Here is a 19,910-nt window from a genome sequence, read left to right on the forward strand (position 1 = left end):
ACGCTCACGGATGGCCCGGCTGATGGATCTGAATCGTGACCTTCGCGGTCTTCGTCGACGGGTTGTCGCTCGCCGTGCCCGAGGACGGATCCTTCGCTGGCTGCGTCGTCGTCGTGCCGCCGCCCGTCGTCGCGCCGCCCGCCGTCGACGGGTTCAACCCTTCCGCCACCGTCGATGCCGTACCGCTCGACGTGTTCGTCGTGACCGAACCCTGAGACGCCGCCGTGATCGCCGCGCCTTCCGTCGTCCCGCGAAGGCTCGACTCGACTGTGCTCGCGCTCACCTGGTTACCCGATGCCGCACCCTTCGCTTCCTGACTCTTTGTCTGCGCGGGGCCGAATCCGGGATCGAGTCGCACCGCGTTATCGAAAAGGCGGCCGGCTTCGTCGAAGCGGCCCTGATCTTCGAGCTCGAGTCCGCGGCTGAACGACAGGAACGCCGCGAGCGAGCGCGTCGGCCGCTGCTCGATCGCGTTTCGCTCGGCGGTCGTCAGCTGCACGCTCATGTTCGTCAGAATTCCGAGCACGATGTTCTTTTCCATCGTGAACAGATTGTCGATCGTCTGCTGATCGCGCGCCTCGGGCGTCGCCGTGGAGCTCGAGGCGTCGACCGCGATCGCGTTCGCCGTGAGCTCGTTGCCCTGCTGTTGAATGGTGCCCGCCACGATCTGCCGCACACGCAGCAGCTTGCCCAGGCGCACGCCGGTTCCGCCGGCGAGCCCCGCGTGCTGCTGTTGTTGTTGCAGCAAGAGCTCGTCGAGGATGGCTTGCAGCCGCATGCGCTCGACGACCGTCAACCGCGACACGCGGCTCAGATCCGTGCTCACCAGTTCGGCGAACCCTCGCTCGATCGGCTTGAGCGTGGTATCGCTGCCGTAGAACGTGAACGGCATCACGGCGACGGTGTTCGGCGGCCCGACGACGCCGTCGAGCTGCGATTCGTGCGCGAGCGCGGCCTTCGCCTCGACTTGAATTTCCTTGAGTTTGAGCGCCTCGAGGCGCGCCTGGATTTGCTTCTTTGCCGCGCGCGTCTTCCCGACCGCGAGATACGACTGGTACGCGGCGCGCGCGCCGGGCACGTCGTTCAGCGCTTCGGCGGTAAGACCCAGATAGAGCGCGGCGACGCCGTCTCGCGGATCCATCTCCGCGGCCTTCTTCAGCGCGTCGCGTGCATCGTCGTAGCGATTGCCTTTGAAGTACGCGATGCCGAGCGACCGCTCGACGGCCTCGGACTGGGGGTCAGCGGCCCGCGCCTTCTCGAGACGCGTAATGCTGTCGCCGCTGCCGGAGATGGCGGCCGCGCAGCCTGAGCCGAACAAGGCCGCGCCGACGAGCAGCGCGGATCGAATCATTCGCATGACAAACTCCTACCGGTCGGGATCGAGCATGTCTTCAAAACGCATCCACTGGGCGTAGAAATACAGATCGATGTACCCGGTGGGCCCATTGCGATTCTTTCGAACGAACAGCTCCGTCGCGCCTTCGATGTCGCGCGCGGGTTCATACATGTCCTGCCGAAACAGGCCGAGCACGACGTCGGCGTGCTGCTTGACGGAGCCCAAGGCGCCAAAGTCGTCGAGGGTGGGGCGGCGATCCGGCCGGGCAACGAGGTGGGGCAGCGGCGCTGTCGTCATGATGGCGACGTGATGATCGAGGGCCAATGCCTTGAGGCGCCGTACGACTACCGACAGTTCCTCGTCGAGATCGCGCTGCCCGCCGGCGAGCGCCGTCATCGAATCGAGGACGACGAGATCGACCTCGGGCAACGCGTGGAGCTGCGTCTCGAGCTCCGCGACCGAGTGACCGCTAATGCGCTCGACGATCGGCAGATGATCGCGCAGCCGAAGCGCGACCGCACCGGCATTCGCCCGCGCGACTTCGTCGAGCGTTCCGTTGCGCAGATCGTCGATGCGCGCCCGCGCCTCGATGGCGATGACCCGCTCGAGCACCCGCTCGACACTCGCCTCCGCGGTGAGAAATGCGACGCGCGACGGTTGAAACGCGGCGCGAATCGCGACGGCGAGCGCCAACGCGGACTTGCCGCTCCCGACGTCGCCCCCGAGCACGACCAGGTCCCCGCGACGGAATCCGCCGCCGAGCATCTTGTCCAGACTCGGGAACCCGCAGGGGATGGTGTCACGGCTTGGTGCGCCGTCGCTGACGGCATCGACACGAGACAGCAAGACGGAAAGGGGGGAAATGTCGGCGCTGCGCGTCATGGGCCATAATACGGTCCTGTATCGAGCCGGAGCAAGAAGCAGAACCTCGGGGAGACGCTTGTTAGCGCTTATCCCACAAGCGCTTGCGCATCGAGCGTCGCGGCCAGGCGATCGAGTTCCAATCGTGCGTGCGGATCGAGAAACGTCGCGGTGACGGCGATCACATTGCGGACGCCGTCGGCGGCCGCGGCGGGCGTCCCGGCGGAGGCTTCGACCAGCTTGGCGATCGCGGGCCGCACGGGAGTCGGAAGCGCCAAATTCGCGAGCCACGTCTTGGCGCTTGTCGCGCGATCCGTACGCAACGCTCCGCTCAGCCCCCGCTCGGGCAGCGTATCGTGCGCCAGTCTCGCGGCGAGATAAATCGCCAGCGCGACTTCACGCTGCCCGCCGAGGGCCGCGCGCCCGGCGAGCGCAGCGAGCGCCGGAAACCGAAAGAAGTTCGGCGCCAGGGCGTACGGCGGGTTGAGCGATGGCAGCGACGGCACGCGTCAATAATAGCAAACTCGCCCATACGCCCCGACGCCCATACGCCCATACGCCCCCCGACGCCCCGACGCCCCGACGCCCCGACGCCCTATATTTCCCAAATGGCTCAACCGGCGAAATCCGTCCTCTGGGTTGACGATGAGGCGGAGCTCCTCGAACCGCACCGCATCTTCTTGCGGGACAAGTGGTTCGACGTTGAAACCGTCACCAACGCCGACGACGCGGTGGAGATGGTCCGCCGCAAGCCCTTCAACCTCGTGCTCCTCGACGAGCAGATGCCGGGCAAGCGCGGCCTCGACGCGCTGCGCGAGCTGCGCGAAGCCGACCCCAATGTCGCGATCGTGATGGTCACCAAGAGCGAGGAAGACTCGACGATGACCGAAGCGATCGGCAATGCGCTCGAGGGCTACCTCGTCAAGCCGGTCACGCCGCGCCAGGTCTATGCGGCGATCACGCGTCTCCTCGAGGGCTCGCGTATTCGCCAGCAAGCGGTGGCGCGCAAGTTCGTCGAGCGCTTCCGCGACCTGCAGGAAGAGCCGTTGCGCGGCCTGACCTGGCGGCAATGGATCGACCGCTACATCGAGGTCGTGCAGTGGGATCTCGATCTCGCGGCCGCGAACGAAACGGGTTTGTACGAGTCGCTCCAGGGCCTCTATCCCGATCTCCGCCGCGAGTTCGCGATCTACATGAAGTCGGCTTATCCCGGCTGGCTGCGCGACCTCGAGGGCGACCGGCCGCCGCTGTCGATCGACATCGTGCCCGAGTTCCTGATGCCGATCTTCAAGGCGGACAAACAGGCGCTCTTCGTGATCGTCGATTGTCTCCGGCTGGATCAATGGCGCGCGCTCGAACCGATCATCGCGCCGATGTTCGACATCGAGACGACGCACTATTTCAGCGTGCTGCCCACGGCGACGCCGTATTCGCGGAACGCGCTGTTCAGCGGCTTGTTTCCGGCCGAGATCGCGGCGCGCTTCCCCGACTGGTGGGGCGAGCGTGAAGACGAGACGCTCAACGCGCACGAACGCCAATTGCTCGAGGCGCAGCTCGCCGAGCTCGGCTCCAAGCTGCCGGTGCGCTACGAAAAAGTGTCGACGGCGAACGAGGGCGACGACGTCGAGCGGCGCCTCTCGCGCGTCATCGCGCCCGAGGGGATTTCGGCGTTCGTGTTCAACTTCGTCGATCTCCTGACGCACGGCCGTTCGGAGTCGGCGATCCTGTACGAGGTGGCGCGCGACGAGATCGCGCTGCGCCAGATCACCCAGCAGTGGTTCAAGCGCTCGGCGCTGTTCGCGGTGTTGCAGGAGGCGGCGCGGCGGAAGGTGAAGGTGCTGATCACGAGCGATCACGGCTCGATCCACTGCCGGACGCCGGCGACGGTGTTCGCCAAGCGCGACGCGACGCAGAATCTGCGCTACAAGTTCGGCGAGGACCTGCGGGCGGAGAACCCGGAGCAGGCATTATTGTTTACTAATGAGGATTCTTTAAAACTCCCCCGGCGCGGCCTCGGGGCCAACTCGCTGCTCGCGACCGGCGATTCGTTTTTCGTGTATCCGACGAAGCTCAGGGAGTATCAGAGCCGGTATCGCGGATCGTTCCTGCACGGCGGCGTGACGCCCGAGGAATGCATCCTGCCCGTGTCGCTTCTCACGCCGCGGCGGTAGGGATGCTGCTCCATCGCGGAACTCCGACCGACGGTGCGCAGCGCCGCAGGGAGGAGCGATAACCATGGTCCTGTATCGGCGGTTGCTGGGCTATCTCCGTCCGCACTGGTGGCGAATGGCCGGCAACATCATCTGCAACGTGATCGCGGCCGCCCTCGACGCGTTTTCGTTCACGCTGCTGATTCCATTCCTCCGGGAGCTCAACGGCGACTCGACGCCGCTCCCCGACTTGGGCGTCGTGACCGGCGTCCTCCAGTGGGTCCTCGGCCGCTTCATCACCGGACGCCCCCACATGCAGGCGCTCGAGGTCGTGATCGTCACGATCGGCATCGTCGTGCTCGTGAAAAACGTGTTCGTGTGGGCCGCCGGCCAGTTCGGCGCGTCGCTCCAGGAGTACGTGACTCGCGATCTCCGCGATGGCGTCTTCGGCCACATGCAGCGGCTGCCGCTCGGCTACTTCCATCGCATGAAGGCCGGGCAAATCATCTCGCGCATCGTATCCGACACGGATCAGACGAAGGTGCTGATCACGGAGCTCGTGACGCGCACCGTGCAGAATGCCGCGCAGATCATCACCTATGTCGCGACGCTCATCGTGATGTCGGTGCGGCTGACATTGTTGTCTCTCGTCGTCGCGCCAGTGCTGACGCTCGCGCTCCAACCACTGCTGCGGCGGTTGCGTCATGGCTATCGACGCAGCCGCAGCGACTACGGCGAGGCAACCAGCGTACTCCAGGAAGTCACCTCAGGCATTCGACTCGTGAAGTCGTTCGGCGGGGAAGCGTACGAGGATCGTCGGTTCGCCGAAGCGAGCCATCGGTACTCCGAAGGCATGGTGCGCATCAACCGCGTCGCCGCGTTGTCGCAACCACTCACGGAAGTGATCGGCACCTCGATCGCGATGCTCATTTTGTGGATCGGCGCGACCGAGGTAATCAACGGCCGCGGCGGTCTCGACGCGGCGGCGTTGATCGTTTTCATGACGATGGTCATGCGCCTTCTGCCGCCACTCAAACAGCTGTCGCAGGCGCCGACGACCGCGCAACAATCGCTCGCGGCCGCGGAGCGGCTGTTCGAGGTGCTGGACCAGAAGACGGAACCGCAACGCGATCGCGGCACACGCGTGGTCACCTCGTTCGATCGCGGTATCGCGTTCGAGCGCGTGAGCTTTGCCTACGACGCCGAGCCCGTGTTGTGCGACGTTTCCTTCACCGCGCCCAAGGGCTCCGTCGTCGCCCTCGTCGGAGCCAGCGGAGCCGGCAAGACGACGCTCGTCGACCTCATCCCGCGCTTCTACGAGCCGACGGACGGCCGCATCACGCTCGACGGCGTCGACACGCGCGAGATCACGCTCGCGTCGCTGCGGGCACTCACCGGCATCGTGAGCCAGGATACCGTGCTGTTCAACGACACCGTGCGCAACAACATCGCGTACGGCGCGGCGGGCAAGTACAGCGATGCCCAGATCGAGACCGCCGCGCGCGCCGCGAACGCGCACGAGTTCATCAAGGCGCTGCCCCAGGGCTACGCCACGGTGCTCGGCGAGCGCGGCACGCGGCTCTCGGGCGGCCAGCGCCAACGCATCGCGATCGCGCGCGCGCTGCTCGTCGATCCGCCGCTGCTCATTCTCGACGAAGCGACCTCGGCGCTCGACACCGAATCGGAGCGTCTCGTCCAGGAGGCGGTGGATCGCCTGCTGACCGGCCGCACCGTCTTTGTGATCGCGCATCGCTTGTCTACCGTCACCCACGCCGACCAGATTCTCGTGCTCGAACGCGGCCGCATCATCGAACGAGGTACGCACGCGGCGCTCCTGGCCGAACGCGGCGCGTACTTCCGGTTGCATTCGTTGCAATTCCGCGACGAGCGGAGCGAAAGAATTCCGGCGAGTGTGTAGCGTTGGGCGTTCATTGTTCCTCGCTTCGGCGGTTCGCTCCGCTCGCACCTACGCTCGGAATTCCGCCGTACAGAGTTACCTAATGCGCGTTTTGTTCTACGTGGGGGACAAGCGATGGTCGGGGTCCTCGCGCGCGGTGCTCTCCGCGGCGCGGGGACTCGTCGCGCGCGGGCACTTCGTCACGGTCGCGTGTTGCGCCGACAGTCGCCTGGACGAGCTGGCGCGCGCGGCCGAGATCGAAACGGTGCCGGTGAACGCCGACGCATCCGCCGCCGGTGGCGCGTGGGATCTGCGCAAAGTCATTCAATCGAAGTTCATCGAAGTCGCGGTCGTCACCTCCGAACGCGACCAACTCATCGTGAGCTCGGCACGGTTGTTCGCCGACCGCGGCGCGGTGCTGCGACGCGTACCGTGCTTCGATTCGCTCGAGCTGCAACGCGGAGGCAAACTCGCGCTGCGATTGGCCGCGTCGGGGCTCATCATTACTACGCAGCGCGAGCTGGACGAGTTGCCGCGCGCCGGTTGGGCGCTTCCACCGGCCATTGTTCCACTCGGCGTCGACGTCGCGGCGTACGACGAGCTCGAGCCCGTTTCGCGCGCGCTGCTCGAGGCGCCGTCCGAAGGAATGATCATCGCCTGCCATTACGATGAATCGGGACGCTATCGCATCGCGACCGTGTTTCGCACGCTTGCGCTGCTCGCGCCGCGCCATCGCAACATGCACGTCGTCGTGTTCGGACCAGGTTCGCTCGACGAGGAATTGAAGATGCACGCTTCCGCGCTTGGCGTCGGCGCTTTGGTGTCATTCGTCGGCGATGCGCCGGACGAGCTCGACGTGATGCGCGCTGCGGAAGCGGGTTGGATCGTTTCAGGCGGCGATACCGCGGCGTACGCGTGCCTCGACTTCATGGCGATGCGCATTCCGGTCATCGCCGACAAATCGCCGCTGACGCAGCACTTCGTCGCGGACGCGATCACGGGCACACTGTTGCCGCCCGCCGAGCCGGCGAACATCGCGTCGAGCGTCGCCGCGTTCCTGGCGAGCCGCGAGAGAATGGCCGCGATGGGTAACGCCGCGCGCACGCGTGTGCAGCGCGAATTTACCGAGTCGGCGATGATCGACGCATTCGAGCGCGCGGTGAACGCGGGCGGAGACCGCAGTCAGTGGTCGAAGAGGTGAGCGGCGTCGTCATGCCCGCGCCGCTTCCGGCGCCGCACGCCACCTTCGCGCATCGCGCGGAATATGCGGCGCTGCGCGGCGCCGTCGCTGCGATGGAGCGTCTCAGCTTTCAGCACGCCGGCGCGTTCGGCGAGACGGTCGGTCGCTTCGGCTATGCGCCGCTCGGCATTCGTCGGGAGGTGGTCGAGAGGCAATTGCGCGCCGCGTTCCCGGAGAAGAGCGAGAGCGAGGTGCTGGCGATCGCTCGCGCATGCTACGGCCACCTCGGCCGGACCTCGATCGAGACGGCCGTGTTGCCATCGTATTCGGCGGCGCAGGTCATCGATATGTTCGAGGAAGTGCAGGGCTGGAGCATCGTCGAGGAGCGGCTGGCGCGCGGCAAAGGACTGATCATGGTCAGCGGCCACCTCGGCAACTGGGAACTGGGTGGCGCATATATCGCAGCACGGGGTTTGCCCATTGACGTGGTGGCGCGGCACATGGCCAACCCGCTCTTCGATCGCTATCTCACCACGACTCGGCAACGCATTGGCATGACGGTCGTTCACGATGACGCGGCGGTTCGTCGCGTTCCGCGCTCGCTGCGCTCGGGACGCGCGGTCGCGTTTCTCGTCGATCAAGGCGCGGCGGGGCTCGCGTCAACGTGGGTGCCGTTCTTCGGACGCTACGCGAAGACACCGCGCGGTCCGGCGGTCTTCGCCCTGCGGCTCGGGACGCCGGTCGTGTTCGGCGCCGCGCTACGGCAGCCGTCCGGCCGCTATCAACTCACGTTCGAGCCGGTCGAAATCGACGAGACGGACGACCGCGAAGCCGATGTCGAGCGCATCGTCGCCGATTACACGCAAACGCTGGAGCGCTGGATTCGCCGCGCACCCGAGCAATACTTCTGGCATCATCGGCGCTGGAAGCATCAGCGGCCGGGAACGCCGGCAGAGTTGGGCGATCCGCTGATGCCTCGCCAGGGCGAGGGCAAATAACCATGTCCCGGGCTACGGACCGGCTGAAGACCGACAAACGCGCCTGGTTCGGCGGCGGCGTGATCGTGCTGCTCGTGGTGCTCGCGGTTGGCGCGCCAATCGTCGCCCGCCACGATCCCTTCGGCATCGATCTCATTCACTCGCTCGAGGGCCCCTCGCCGAGCCACTGGTTCGGCACCGACATTCAAGGGCGCGACGTGTGGGCGCGGCTCGTCTACGGCGCGCGAGTGTCGCTCTCTGTCGGTATCGGAGCGCAGAGCATCGCCCTGGCGCTTGGCGTGGTGCTCGGACTGATTGCCGGATATTACGGCCGGTGGATCGACGAGATCGTGATGCGGCTCGCCGACGTCACGCTCGCCTTTCCGACACTGCTGCTGCTGATCGCGATGGTCGCCGCGCTGCAGCCGTCGCTCACCGTGGTGTTCATCACGATCGGCGTCGTCGGTTGGGCGGGCATGGCGCGTCTGGTGCGCGGTCAGGTGCTCGTGGTGCGCGAGCTCGAGTTCGTGCAGGCCGAGCGCGCGTTGGGCAGCGGTGATGTGAGAATACTCATCAACCATATTTTGCCAAGCGTGGTGGCACCTGTCGTCATCGCGGCGACGCTCGGCGTCGCCGGCGCCATCATGGCCGAGTCGTCGCTGTCGTTCCTTGGCCTCGGAGTCCAGCCGCCAACGCCAAGCTGGGGCTCGATGATCGCGGACGGCCGCGACTTGTACCAGCTTCGACACGCGCCGTGGACGTCGGTGTTCCCCGGACTCGCGATCGGCGCCGCGGTGCTCGGATTCAACCTGCTCGGCGACGCGCTGCGTGATGCGATCGACCCGCGCGCGGTCCGCGCCGCCATCCCGCGCGGCGCCGGCTTGCCCGACATCTCGCGGCCGTGAGCTACGACGTCGAGGCGCTGCGCCGCACCGAATTCCCCTGGGCGCACGCGGGCGAAGCGATCTACCTGAACAACGCGTCGACTGGTCCGCTTCCGGCGCGCGCAGTCGCCGCGACCAACGAGTGGGCGAGACTGCGCACGAACCCGCAGCGCATTCCGCAGGAGCTCCAGTTCGGCACGCTCGCGCGCGGACGTGAGCTGATCGCGAAGCTGATCGGCGCCACGCCGGGCGAGATCGCGCTGGCGACCAATACGACATTTGGAATCAACCTCGCCGCATTCGCGCTGCCGTTGAAGCAAGGCGACGTCGTACTCGCGCCGACGATGGAGTTTCCGGCGAACGTGTACCCGTGGATGCAACTCGCCGCGCGGCGCGGTGTCGAGTTTCGTCAGATCGCGTGCGACGGCGGCGTCCTCGACGTCGAGCGGCTGCGCCGCGAGCTCGAGGATGAGCGCGTTCGCGCGGTGGCCGTGTCCTGGGTGCAGTTCTCGTCCGGCGCGACCGTCGATCTCACCGCGCTCGGCGCAGTGTGTCGCGAGCGCGGCGTGTATTTCGTGGTCGACGCCATTCAAGGCGTAGGACCGCTGCGCGTCGACCTGCGGCAGACGCACGTGGACATCTTTTCGTGCGGTGCGCAGAAGTGGCTGCTGTCACCGTGGGGCTCGGCGTTCGTCTACGTGCGCCGCGAGCTCATCGCCGAGCTCGAGCCGCACGACGTGAGTTGGCTCGCCGTGAAGGATTCAGATGACTTCAGTCGGCTGACGGACTACGATCTGACATGGCGCGACGATGCACGCCGGTTCGAGTTCATCACGCTGCCGTATCAGGATTACGCCGGCATGAACGCGAGCCTCGAGCTCATTCACGAGCTTGGGCCGGACGATGTGTCGCGCCACTCGCTGCGGCTGGCGCAGATGATCGTCGACTGGGCGCTCGATCGTGACGACGTCGAGCTGGCGACGCCGGCGGACAACTCGAAGCGGGCGGCGATCGTCTCGGTGCGTCCGAAAGACGCGAAAGCCGTGAGCGCGCGACTCAATGCGGCGAACGTTGCGCATTCGGTGCGCGAAGGCGCGATTCGGTTGTCGCCGCATTTCTACAACACGGAAGAAGAGGTACGGCGCGTTCTGGCCCTGATGTCATCCTGACCCTGAGCGTAGCGAAGGGGAAAGACCCGTTCCCCGATGGAGGAGCGTTCCGCAGCGACAGGGGGTCCTTCGCTCCGCTCAGGATGACAGAGGTCTCGCTATTTCACCTTCACCAGCCCGTACGACCGCGCGCCTTTCCGCACGAGCACGAATTCCCCGCCGAGTCGGTCTTCTTTTTTCAGCGGCTCGCGCTCGGGCGACAGGCGGCGGCCATTCAGATATACGCCGCCCTGCTGCAGCATCCGTCGCATGTCGGCCTTGCTCGAGAAAAGTGCGTCGGGCCCGACGAGCGTCGCCTCGAGCACATCGTACGTCGTCGGTTCGTCTTTCGGCTCGAGCGTGAACACCGGAATCTCGAGCGCCAGCGCCTGCAATGCCTCTCGGGACAATGACTGCGGTTCCTTGCCGCCAAACAGCAGCTCGGAGACTTCGGACGCCGCAGTGACGGCGCGTTCGCCGTGCACGATCGTCGTGACCTCGCGCGCGAGCACGCGCTGCGCCTCTCGTTTTTCCGGCTGTTCGGCCGTCGCACGGTCGAGCTCCTCGATCGTTGGGCGATCGAGCAGCGTGAAATACCGCAGATAACGCCCCGCGTCGCGATCGTCGGCGGTGATGAGGAATTGATAAAACTTGTATGGCGTCGTCAGGCTTGCATCGAGCCAGACCGCGCCTGCTTCGGTTTTGCCGAACTTCGTGCCCGCCGAGGTCGTGACGAGCGGCGACGTGATCGCGTGCGCGTCCTGGCCCGTCGTGCGCCGAATGAGCTCGATGCCCGCCGTGATGTTGCCCCACTGATCGCTTCCGCCCATTTGCAGCCGCACGTCGTGCCGCCGGCGCAGCTCCAGAAAATCGTACGCCTGCAGCAGCATGTATGAGAACTCGGTATAGGAGATGCCCGCCTCCATGCGGCCTTGCACCGAATCCTTCTGCAGCATGTAGTTCACGGTGAAGTGCTTGCCGACGTCGCGCATGAAGTCCACCGCGCGCAATTCGACCAGCCATTCCGCGTTGTTCACCATGCGCGCGGCGTTCGATCCGCTGAAATCCAGGAATCGCTCGAGCTGACGCCGGATCGATTCCGCATTCGCCGCCACCGTGGCGGCATCCGACAGCGGACGCTCGGACGTTTTGCCACCGGGGTCGCCGATCAATCCGGTGCCGCCGCCGGCGAGCGCGACCGGACGATGCCCGTGCCGCTGCAACCGAACCAGCAGCATGATGACCAACAACGTGCCGATATGCAGGCTCGGCGCTGTCGGATCGAACCCGATGTAGCCGCTGATCGGTCCGCTGTTGAGGAGGTCACCGACCTCTTCGGTGCTTTGGTACAACAAACCGCGCCATTGCAGGTCGTCGAGCAGCGCATGAGATCGCATGGCACAAAATTAGACAGAGAGGGGAATAACTGGAAACGCGGAATTCCGAGCGAAGGCGCGAAGCGCCGCAGTGAGGAAGGATGTGTAGGCAATTCCGAGCGAAGGCGCGAAGCGCCGCCGTGAGGAACGATCAATTATCATGGCATAATGGCATTCCCCTTCACTCGACGCTTTCGCGAGCGACACCCCGGTTTCACCCGCGGGCTGGCGCTGACGCTCTGCTTTCTCGCCTCGTTCGGGTTGGGCTTCGCCTACGCGAGCTGGGCCATGGTCTGTCGCGCCGGCCGGTGTCCTTCGGCCGCGGCGCTCGACGACTACGAGCCGCATCAAACCTCGAAACTCTACGCCGCCGACGGCCGCTACATCACGGAACTGGGCCTCGAGAAGCGCACACTCGTGAAGTTCGCCGACATTCCTCCCCTCGTCCGGCAGGCGTTCATCACGACCGAAGACAAACGCTTCTATCAGCACTCGGGTGTGGACTGGGCCAGCGTTCCTCGCGCGCTCGCCGTCGATCTCCGGTCGCGCAACTTCGACGAAGGCTTCTCGACCATCACCATGCAGCTGGCGCGGAACATCTTTCCCGAGCGGCTGTCGCGTGAGAAGACGCTCATTCGCAAGCTCAAGGAAGCCAAGGTCGCCCGCGCCATCGAGCAGCGGTACACGAAGGAGCTTGGCAGCCGCACCGCCGCCAAACAGCGCATCCTCGAGCTGTACGTCAACCAGATCAACTTCGGCAGCGGCGCGTACGGCATCGAAACGGCGGCGCAGCGCTACTTCGGCAAATCGGTGAAGGATCTCAATGTCGCCGAGGCGGCAACGCTCGCCGCGCTGCCCAAGAGTCCGACGCGCTACAACCCGCGCCTCTATCCCGACCGCGCCGTACAGCGCCGCAACACCATCATCTCGATGATGCGCGACGACGGCGTGATCGACGCCTCGACGGCAAGCCAGGCGCAAGCCTACCCGCTGCGCCTCGCCGCGCGCGTCGAAGCAGGCGACATCGCGCCGTACTTCGTCGAGTGGATTCGCGAACAGCTCGACGACAAGTTCGGCAAGCAGCTGTACGAACAAGGGCTCAAGGTCTACACCACGCTCGACCTCGACATGCAGTCGGCCGCCGAGCGCGCGCTCGAGCGGCAGATTCGCGCGATCGAAGCCGGCCGCTACGGCGCATATCCCCACCGGTCGTACGAGAGCTACGTCGCGCATCTGAGCAACACCGATGCGGATCAGCCGAGCGCCAACTCGCCATACCTGCAGGGCGCGTTCATCGCGATGGATCCCACGACCGGCGCCATTCGCGCGCTCGTCGGCGGCCGTGACTTCGACGACAGCAAGTTCGATCGCGCCGTTCAGGCGGTGCGCCAGCCGGGATCGACGTTCAAGCCGATCGTGTACGCCGACGCCATTCAGAATGGCCGCCCGCTGTCGTACATCCTCGACGACTCGCCGCTCACCGTGCAGATCGGCCCCGGCGACACGTGGACGCCGCAGAACTACGAGAACGATTTCACCGGCAAGATTCCCATGCGCCGCGCGCTCTATCAGTCGCGCAACGTGCCGACCATTCGGTTGGGCATCGAGCTCGGGACGCAGAGCGTGATCGACGAAGCGCGCAAGTTCGGCATCACGACGCCGATCCCCGGCTATCCGTCGATCTTCATCGGCGCGGCCGACGTGTATCCGATCGAGCTCGTCGCCGCGTACTCGACCTTCGCCACGCTGGGCACCCGCGCCGCGCCGATCGCGATCACACGCGTCGAAGATCAGAAGGGCAATGTGCTGTGGGAGCCGCAGCCGCAGACGACTCCGGTGCTGTCGCCCGAGGAAGCCTGGCTCATGGTCAGCGTCATGAAGGACGTGGTGCAGCGCGGTACCGCGGCAGGGAGCGTCGGCTCGCAGTTCCACTATCCCGCCGGCGGCAAGACGGGAACGACCAACGACGGCACCAACGTCTGGTACGTCGGCTACACGTCGGATCTCGTGGCCGGCGTGTGGATGGGGTTCGACAAGCCGCAAAAGATCAAGGCGAACGCGCAGGGCGGCATTCTCGCGGCGCCCGTGTGGACGGCGTTCATGACCGAGGTTTACAAGAAACGCCCCGCGCCGCGCGACTGGCCAATGCCCGCCGACATCGTCACGCGACAGATCGACTTCAGCACCAACATGCTCGCGACGCCCTATTGTCCGCGGTCGCTGGTCGGCAATGAGTTCTTCATTCCGGGCACCGACCCGATTCTGCAGTGCGACGTGCACACCGGTGGGTTGTATCCGGATACGTCTGGCGTCGGCGCGCTGTATCCCCCGGGCACGAATCCCCCGAGTGCATACCCGCCCGGCTCATATCCGACGGGCGGTCCGCCGCGTCCGGGCATTGATTCCGGCCGCGCGCCGGGTACCACGGTGGTCGTGCCGGGGCAGACGGCGCCGATCCAGCCGGGCCGGCCGCAGCCACGCGACACCTCGCGTCGCTACCGCGACAGTTCCATCTTTAGCCTGCCGCCGCGCGATTCCACGACGCGTCCGCGGCCGCGTGATACGACGCGGATCGATACGACGCGCGTTCGGCCTCGCCCGGACACCACCCGCCCTCGGCCGGACACCATCCGGCCGCGGCCGGATACACTAAAGTTGAATTAAAGAACGATTATTAATCAATCATGAACTGGCAGCCAGTTGACTGCCACGCCCACTCCACGTTTTCCGACGGCGCGCTCACCATCGACGAGGTGGTCGAGCGCGCCGCCGCATTGGGCGTCGTGCCGTCTCTCGCCGATCACATCTCGCGCGACGTGTCCCGAACCATCGAGAGCGTCGATGAAGTGCGGGAATACCTCGACGCGCTCGAACGGCACCCCATCCTCCGCGGTGGCGAGTTCTGTTATCACGACCATCTGTGGCGCGAGATCCCGGACGACGTCGTCCGCCGCTTCACCCACCGCGTCGGGTCGCTCCACGCGATCGGGTTGCCGGACGGCAGACTGTTGCACGTGTTCTCGCGACGGGACCTGGTCGATCTCTCGCCGGCCGAGTACATGGAGGCGCACATCGCGTATCTGGAGCGGTTTGCGAGCGAGATGCCGGTCGACATTCTCGCGCATCCCACGCTCGTCGCGATGAAGTTCCGCACCGTGAGCGCGCACGACCTGTGGACCGAAGCGCACGAGACACGGCTCGTCGACGCGCTCTACCAGGGCGGGATCGCTTTCGAGATCTCGAATCGTTACACCCCGCACGAGCGCCTGGTCCGCCGCGCGCACGAGCGCGGCGTGCGAATCTCGCTCGGATCCGACGGCCACACGCGCGAGCAGGTCGCCGACGTCGCTCGGCCGTTGGCGCTGGCCCGGAAGATCGGCGTGCGCGACGAGGATCTGTACGATCCGCGCCGCCACGGATCGAAGACGACGCGCCGCGCCGCGTAAAGCGCATGATCCGCTACCGCGCTCGCTGGATCGTTCCGATCGCCGAGCCGCCGATCGCCGACGGCGTGGTCGCGGTCGACGGCGGCCGCATCACGTTCGTCGGCACCGCCGCCGATGCACCTTCAGCCGACGAGACTGATTTGGGCGACGTCCTGCTCATGCCGGGCCTCGTGAACGCGCACTGTCACCTCGAGCTCACCGCAATGCGCGGCTTCCTCGAGGATCTCGATTTCCGGCGATGGATTCTGCGCCTGACCAACGCGCGCCGCGCCCTCTTCGATCGCGATGCGCTGCTCGATTCCGCGCGCTACGGGATCGAGGAAGGCCTGCTGAGCGGCGTGACGTCGTACGCCGACACGTGCTCGTCGGGCGTCGTCATGCAAGCGATGCGCGAAGCCGGCGTGCGCGGGATCATGTATCAGGAAGTGTTCGGGCCGGATCCGGCGCAGGTTGCGGAGTCGATGGCGGTGCTCCGCGAACAGGTGGCGGGACTGCGGTATCTCGAGACGCCGCGCCTGCGCGTCGGCATATCGCCGCACGCGCCGTACACGGTCTCGGACGATCTCTTTCGCGCCGCCGTCGATTTCGCGCGCACGCAGCATCTGCGTATGGCCGTACACATCGCGGAGAGCGAGGTCGAACGCGAGCTGGTCGTCGACGCGCGGGGCTCGTTCGCCGAAGGACTGCGCCGCCGCGGCATCGCCGTATCGCCGCGCGCGCGGTCGTCCATCGAACTGCTGCATGCGCTCGGTGTGCTCGAGCTCGAGCCACTCCTCATTCATTGCGTACGAGTCGACGAGCAGGACATCGCGCGCATCGCGCAGTCGCGTTCGAGCGTGGCGCATTGCCCCGTCTCGAACGCCAAGCTCGGACACGGCGTCGCTCCGCTCGACGAGATGCTTGGCGCCGCGATCGCGATCGGATTGGGATCGGACTCGATGGCGAGCAACAATCGCATGGATCTGCTCGAGGAGGCGCGTGTCGCGTTGCTGTCGCAGCGCGCGCGCACGCTGTCGTTCGAAACGCCGACCGCGAACGAGATGCTGGAGTTGGCGACCATCGGCGGCGCGCAGGCGATCGGTATCGGTGACGTTGTGGGCACTCTGGAGGTCGGTAAAGAGGCGGACCTCGCCGCGTTCCCGCTCGACGCCATCGGCCCGACGCAGGATCCGGTGACCGCCGCCGTGTTCTCGGTCGCCGCCGCGCGAGCACGATTCGTGAGTGTTGCGGGACAGGTGCTGGTTCGTGACGGCACTCTCGTCGCGCCGCGACCAGGTTTGGCGGATCGAATGCGAGATCTGGGTGAAAAGCTCGCTGAATGGCTTGCGTCGGGCGGTGAGATGAAGGGCGTCGTCTAAGCTCACGTCGGAGCAAGCAGGCGCCTGGATCGAAGCAGTATCTTGTCGCCCTCGTGACACCACCCTAGCTTCAAGTATGGTGCTTGGTTGCCTGGCATTGAACGCGTCATATGAGCCGCTGACGATGGTTCCGATGCGGCGGGCGCTTCGTCTCGTGATCGACGGCAAGGCTGAGATCGTCGAGACGGATACCGACCGCGTCGTTCGATCCGAGCGGCTGACTATGCCGCGCCCGGCGGTCATCCGGCTGACGAAGTTCATTCACGTCCCGCGCCGCTTCCGCCGTCAGGTCACCAACACGTTCCTGTTCGCGCGCGATCACTATCGCTGCCAATACTGCGGACGGCACATCACCGAGCTCAAGCCGCGCGAGGCGCTGACGCGCGACCACCTCATTCCGTTGTCGCGCGGCGGCAGCAATGAGTGGACGAACGTGGTCGCGGCCTGCAGCCCGTGCAACACGCGCAAAGGCAATCGGTTGCCCGACGAAATCGGAATGCATCCGTTGACGCATCCGGTCGAACCGCACTTCGTGCACCTGAGTTGGGCGGTGCGCCGCCTGACGCCGACGCAGGCGCGCTACATCAAGACGTTCTACGGCAGCGAAGTCCTGCACCATCTCGAGCAGCTCGAGCAACGGGGGCTGCGGCATCCGCTGGGACATGGCCACGCGCACGGGCATGCGCACGCACACTGATACGACGACGACGTCTGACAAAATCTGACCACGTCTGTAACGACGCCAAAGACTTGAGAAGAACAGCCTCGGGACGCTCACAGGAGCTTCCCGAGGCTGTTCCACATGCAGGAGCAGTTATCGGATCTTGTCAGATCTTGTCAGACGTTGTCGTAATTCACCGTTGTTTCCGCGACCCCGGCTTCGCTCGGACGCTGTCGTCTCGCTACGGAACAGTAAAAATCCCCGACTGCGCCTCCCTCCGCTCCGACCCCCCGCCGAGCAGCCGCGAAAACAACGTCCCCAACCCGCTCCGCAGCGACGTCAACGGATTGCCGCCCTTGCCCGGCGCCGTCGGCCCCCGCAACCACTGCTGCAGCGCGTCGAGATCCGACTCGGTCAGCGTCTGGATCTCGATCACTAAATTGTAATAATACCGTCCTGATTTCGTCGGATGCAATCCGACCCGGAACGGCCGCCCAAACTGCGCCTCCGCCGACGTCAGCGTCGCGAACCCGCCGAAATTCTCCACGACGTTCTGATCGCTCGTCCGCCGCACCAGATACAACTGCGACGACGGATCGTACGCCACGAGCACGTCCCAATCCGCGCGGCCGTTCGGCTCATCGAACAGTCCCTTCTTCCACAGCTCGAGCCGATAATGCACGCGCGCCGGAAATCCGTTGCGCAGATGCTCGCGCGTCTTCGGATCGCCGAGCAGATTCTCGCTCGCGATCGTCGGCCCCTCGGTCAGCGCGGCCGGCGGGTTGACGACGATGTCCAGCCGGCGCGCATCGCTCGCGACCCGCTGCGCATGAAGCGACCGCGGGCCCAGTGATGCAACGAGAGCGACCGTCGCGACGGCGAGAAGGAATCGCACGATCAGAAGCGATGTCTCAGCCGAACGAAGAAGTTCACCGGTTCGGCGGACGACAGCGCCTTCGCCGCGTAGATCCCCACGCCGCCGATGTCGAGACCCAACCCCAGGTCCGAACGAAACGACGACAGCGACGGAAAGCTGTTGCTCGCATACGTCAGCACTTCGTCCGGCGTCCCGACCTTCCATCCTCGGCCCGCATCGGCGAAGAACACCCAGGTGATGTCCCCATGCGCCGAGCGATAGTGCTTCGGCCAATCTTCCCAATCGCCCGTGAAGTCCAGCTTGAGATCGCCGCGATACTCGATCTGCGCCAGCGCGATGCGATCGCATTCCGCCGGCGTTCCATTCACGATGCCGATGCCCGACGTGCACGTGCCGACGTCGGCGCCTCGTGAGAATTCACGAAAGCCGAATCCGGGCAGCGCACCGGGTCCGTCCACCGACAGCCGCCGCTCGAGCGGCAGCGGATCGCCGCCGAGCCAGCCGCCGAGCACCACGCGCATGTTGAGCTGCGCGCTGGGGCCGAGGCGATTGTACCGCCGCATGTCGAAGAAGCCGCGCGTGTAGCTGTTCACGCCGAGATCGACGTTCCGCGGCTCCGACGTGGGCGCGACGCTCCTGAACGTGCCGCGGCCGTGCTCGATGTCGGTGTTGAGGTACCAGCCCGACCACGGATCGTCGGGGTCGGTGCGCGTGTCGAAGCGGAGCGACACGTCGCCCATGTGAAACAGGCCTTCGTCGACGGTCGGATTCGCGCGCCACGGCCGCTCGCCGTTGAAGATCGTGAATGGATTCCGCAGCGTGCGCGAGGTCCAGCGCTCTTCGCCGTACGAGCCGGTGAAGCTCAGATTGCGTGCGCCGAACACCGTCATGTACGCGTTGCCGCCGTGCCGTTCGTAGTAGTCGCGATAGTCGCGGCGCGCGACGAACGCGGCCAGCGCGGTTTCGAGATCGCTCAACTGCCACGATTCGACCGGTTCGACGACGTTGTACGCGCGCCCCCCGACGCCGATGCCGAAGTCGTGCCCAAAGCGCAGCTCGGTGCGAATCTTGTCACCGACGTCGCCGTGCTCGTCGTCGAACGTGCTGCCGGTGCGAATGATCGCGGCCGCGTCGAGGCGAATGCTGCCCCACGCGGTGGGATCGTTGAGCGCGGGACCGAACGCGATCGGCAGCCCTTCGACGCGATTGTAGGGGCCCGCCTGCACGATGCGAAACACGTCGTGCCAATCCTGCCTGCGCTGGCGCTCCAGGCGTCTCCACCACTTCTCATCGTCAGCCGCGGCGATCTCGCCCACGTCGACGATGCGATTGCCCTCCTCGCGATACGCCAGCTCCTGCCGGTAGATACGAATGCTGCCGTCGACGCGCGCCGCGTTGCGGCCGTCGACGTCGCCGCCGACGACCAGCAGGTTGCCGTCGACGCGCGCGCCCGGCCGCAGAATCACGTCGCTGTTGATGGCGAGAACGTTGCCGGTGATGTGTCCGGCGATGATCAGCGGACCGCGCAACACGCTCACGTCGCCGCGCACTTGCTCCGTCGAATCGATCTCCGTGCGGCTGGTCGCGCGCAGCTCGCTCGGCCCGTTCCAGCGCTCGACCACCTCGCGACGCACGTCCCGCGGGAGTGCCTGCGCGGCGCTCGGCGCCTGCTGGGCCGTGGCGGGCCGCGCGAGCATCGCGGCCGCGACGGCGAATGCGAACGCGGCCAGCCCGGACAGCGTCGACTTGCGCATCACAA

The 19,910-nt window shown here is 66.0% G+C and carries 16 protein-coding genes; 10 read left to right on the forward strand and 6 right to left on the reverse strand.

Annotated elements, in window-relative coordinates:
* Positions 1-4: 4 nt before the first annotated feature.
* The 3 genes from VN706_02750 to VN706_02760 all read right to left on the reverse strand — a co-directional run bounded on the left by VN706_02750 (position 5) and on the right by VN706_02760 (position 2,703).
* The gene (locus VN706_02750) at positions 5-1,357 is read right to left on the reverse strand and encodes a tetratricopeptide repeat protein (GenBank protein HXT14522.1); all 1,353 of its coding nucleotides are present in this window, start codon (positions 1,355-1,357) and stop codon (positions 5-7) included.
* A gap of 9 nt (positions 1,358-1,366) precedes the next feature.
* Positions 1,367-2,218 carry a DnaB-like helicase C-terminal domain-containing protein gene (locus VN706_02755; GenBank protein HXT14523.1) on the reverse strand — a complete coding sequence of 284 codons (852 nt, stop codon included), beginning with the start codon at positions 2,216-2,218 and terminating at the stop codon, positions 1,367-1,369.
* 68 nt (positions 2,219-2,286) lie between these two features.
* Positions 2,287-2,703 carry a hypothetical protein gene (locus tag VN706_02760; protein HXT14524.1) on the reverse strand — a complete coding sequence of 139 codons (417 nt, stop codon included), beginning with the start codon at positions 2,701-2,703 and terminating at the stop codon, positions 2,287-2,289.
* Positions 2,704-2,805: 102 nt separating this feature from the next.
* Here VN706_02760 and VN706_02765 point away from each other — a divergent pair, with 102 nt between their 5' ends.
* The 6 genes from VN706_02765 to VN706_02790 all read left to right on the forward strand — a co-directional run bounded on the left by VN706_02765 (position 2,806) and on the right by VN706_02790 (position 10,454).
* Positions 2,806-4,368, forward strand: a complete 1,563-nt coding sequence (locus VN706_02765; protein HXT14525.1) for a response regulator — start codon at positions 2,806-2,808, stop codon at positions 4,366-4,368.
* A 64-nt stretch (positions 4,369-4,432) separates the two neighbouring features.
* On the forward strand, positions 4,433-6,265 hold the full coding sequence (locus VN706_02770) for an ABC transporter transmembrane domain-containing protein (protein HXT14526.1): 1,833 nt from the start codon (positions 4,433-4,435) through the stop codon (positions 6,263-6,265).
* 82 nt (positions 6,266-6,347) lie between these two features.
* Positions 6,348-7,445 carry a glycosyltransferase family 4 protein gene (locus tag VN706_02775; protein ID HXT14527.1) on the forward strand — a complete coding sequence of 366 codons (1,098 nt, stop codon included), beginning with the start codon at positions 6,348-6,350 and terminating at the stop codon, positions 7,443-7,445.
* Positions 7,446-7,456: 11 nt separating this feature from the next.
* A complete protein-coding gene (locus tag VN706_02780) occupies positions 7,457-8,422 on the forward strand; it encodes a lysophospholipid acyltransferase family protein (protein ID HXT14528.1) in 966 nt (321 codons plus the stop codon).
* 2 nt (positions 8,423-8,424) lie between these two features.
* The gene (locus tag VN706_02785; protein ID HXT14529.1) at positions 8,425-9,306 is read left to right on the forward strand and encodes an ABC transporter permease; all 882 of its coding nucleotides are present in this window, start codon (positions 8,425-8,427) and stop codon (positions 9,304-9,306) included.
* A complete protein-coding gene (locus VN706_02790) occupies positions 9,303-10,454 on the forward strand; it encodes an aminotransferase class V-fold PLP-dependent enzyme (protein HXT14530.1) in 1,152 nt (383 codons plus the stop codon). Before VN706_02785 ends, VN706_02790 begins: the two co-directional genes overlap by 4 nt.
* A gap of 98 nt (positions 10,455-10,552) precedes the next feature.
* On the opposite strand, the gene tyrS is transcribed toward VN706_02790, so the two are convergent.
* A complete protein-coding gene (gene tyrS, locus VN706_02795) occupies positions 10,553-11,830 on the reverse strand; it encodes a tyrosine--tRNA ligase (protein HXT14531.1) in 1,278 nt (425 codons plus the stop codon).
* A gap of 147 nt (positions 11,831-11,977) precedes the next feature.
* Here tyrS and VN706_02800 point away from each other — a divergent pair, with 147 nt between their 5' ends.
* From VN706_02800 to VN706_02815, 4 genes are all read left to right on the forward strand, one after another.
* On the forward strand, positions 11,978-14,473 hold the full coding sequence (locus tag VN706_02800) for a PBP1A family penicillin-binding protein (GenBank protein HXT14532.1): 2,496 nt from the start codon (positions 11,978-11,980) through the stop codon (positions 14,471-14,473).
* Between the two features lie 20 nt (positions 14,474-14,493).
* Entirely contained in the window at positions 14,494-15,255 is a 762-nt protein-coding gene (locus VN706_02805; protein HXT14533.1) for a hypothetical protein, read from the forward strand.
* A gap of 5 nt (positions 15,256-15,260) precedes the next feature.
* Positions 15,261-16,613: an amidohydrolase family protein gene (locus tag VN706_02810; protein HXT14534.1), complete on the forward strand. Its 1,353-nt coding sequence runs from the start codon at positions 15,261-15,263 to the stop codon at positions 16,611-16,613.
* Positions 16,614-16,689: 76 nt separating this feature from the next.
* Positions 16,690-17,310 (forward strand): HNH endonuclease, encoded by a 621-nt coding sequence (locus VN706_02815; protein HXT14535.1) that lies wholly within the window; start codon positions 16,690-16,692, stop codon positions 17,308-17,310.
* Between the two features lie 205 nt (positions 17,311-17,515).
* Here the strand turns inward: VN706_02815 and VN706_02820 are convergent, their stop codons facing one another.
* The gene (locus tag VN706_02820; protein HXT14536.1) at positions 17,516-18,169 is read right to left on the reverse strand and encodes a hypothetical protein; all 654 of its coding nucleotides are present in this window, start codon (positions 18,167-18,169) and stop codon (positions 17,516-17,518) included.
* Between the two features lie 2 nt (positions 18,170-18,171).
* Positions 18,172-19,905: a hypothetical protein gene (locus VN706_02825; GenBank protein HXT14537.1), complete on the reverse strand. Its 1,734-nt coding sequence runs from the start codon at positions 19,903-19,905 to the stop codon at positions 18,172-18,174.
* Between the last annotated feature and the right edge of the window lie 5 nt (positions 19,906-19,910).

It is taken from the genome of Gemmatimonadaceae bacterium (genome assembly GCA_035606695.1).
Lineage (GTDB): Bacteria > Gemmatimonadota > Gemmatimonadetes > Gemmatimonadales > Gemmatimonadaceae > JAQBQB01.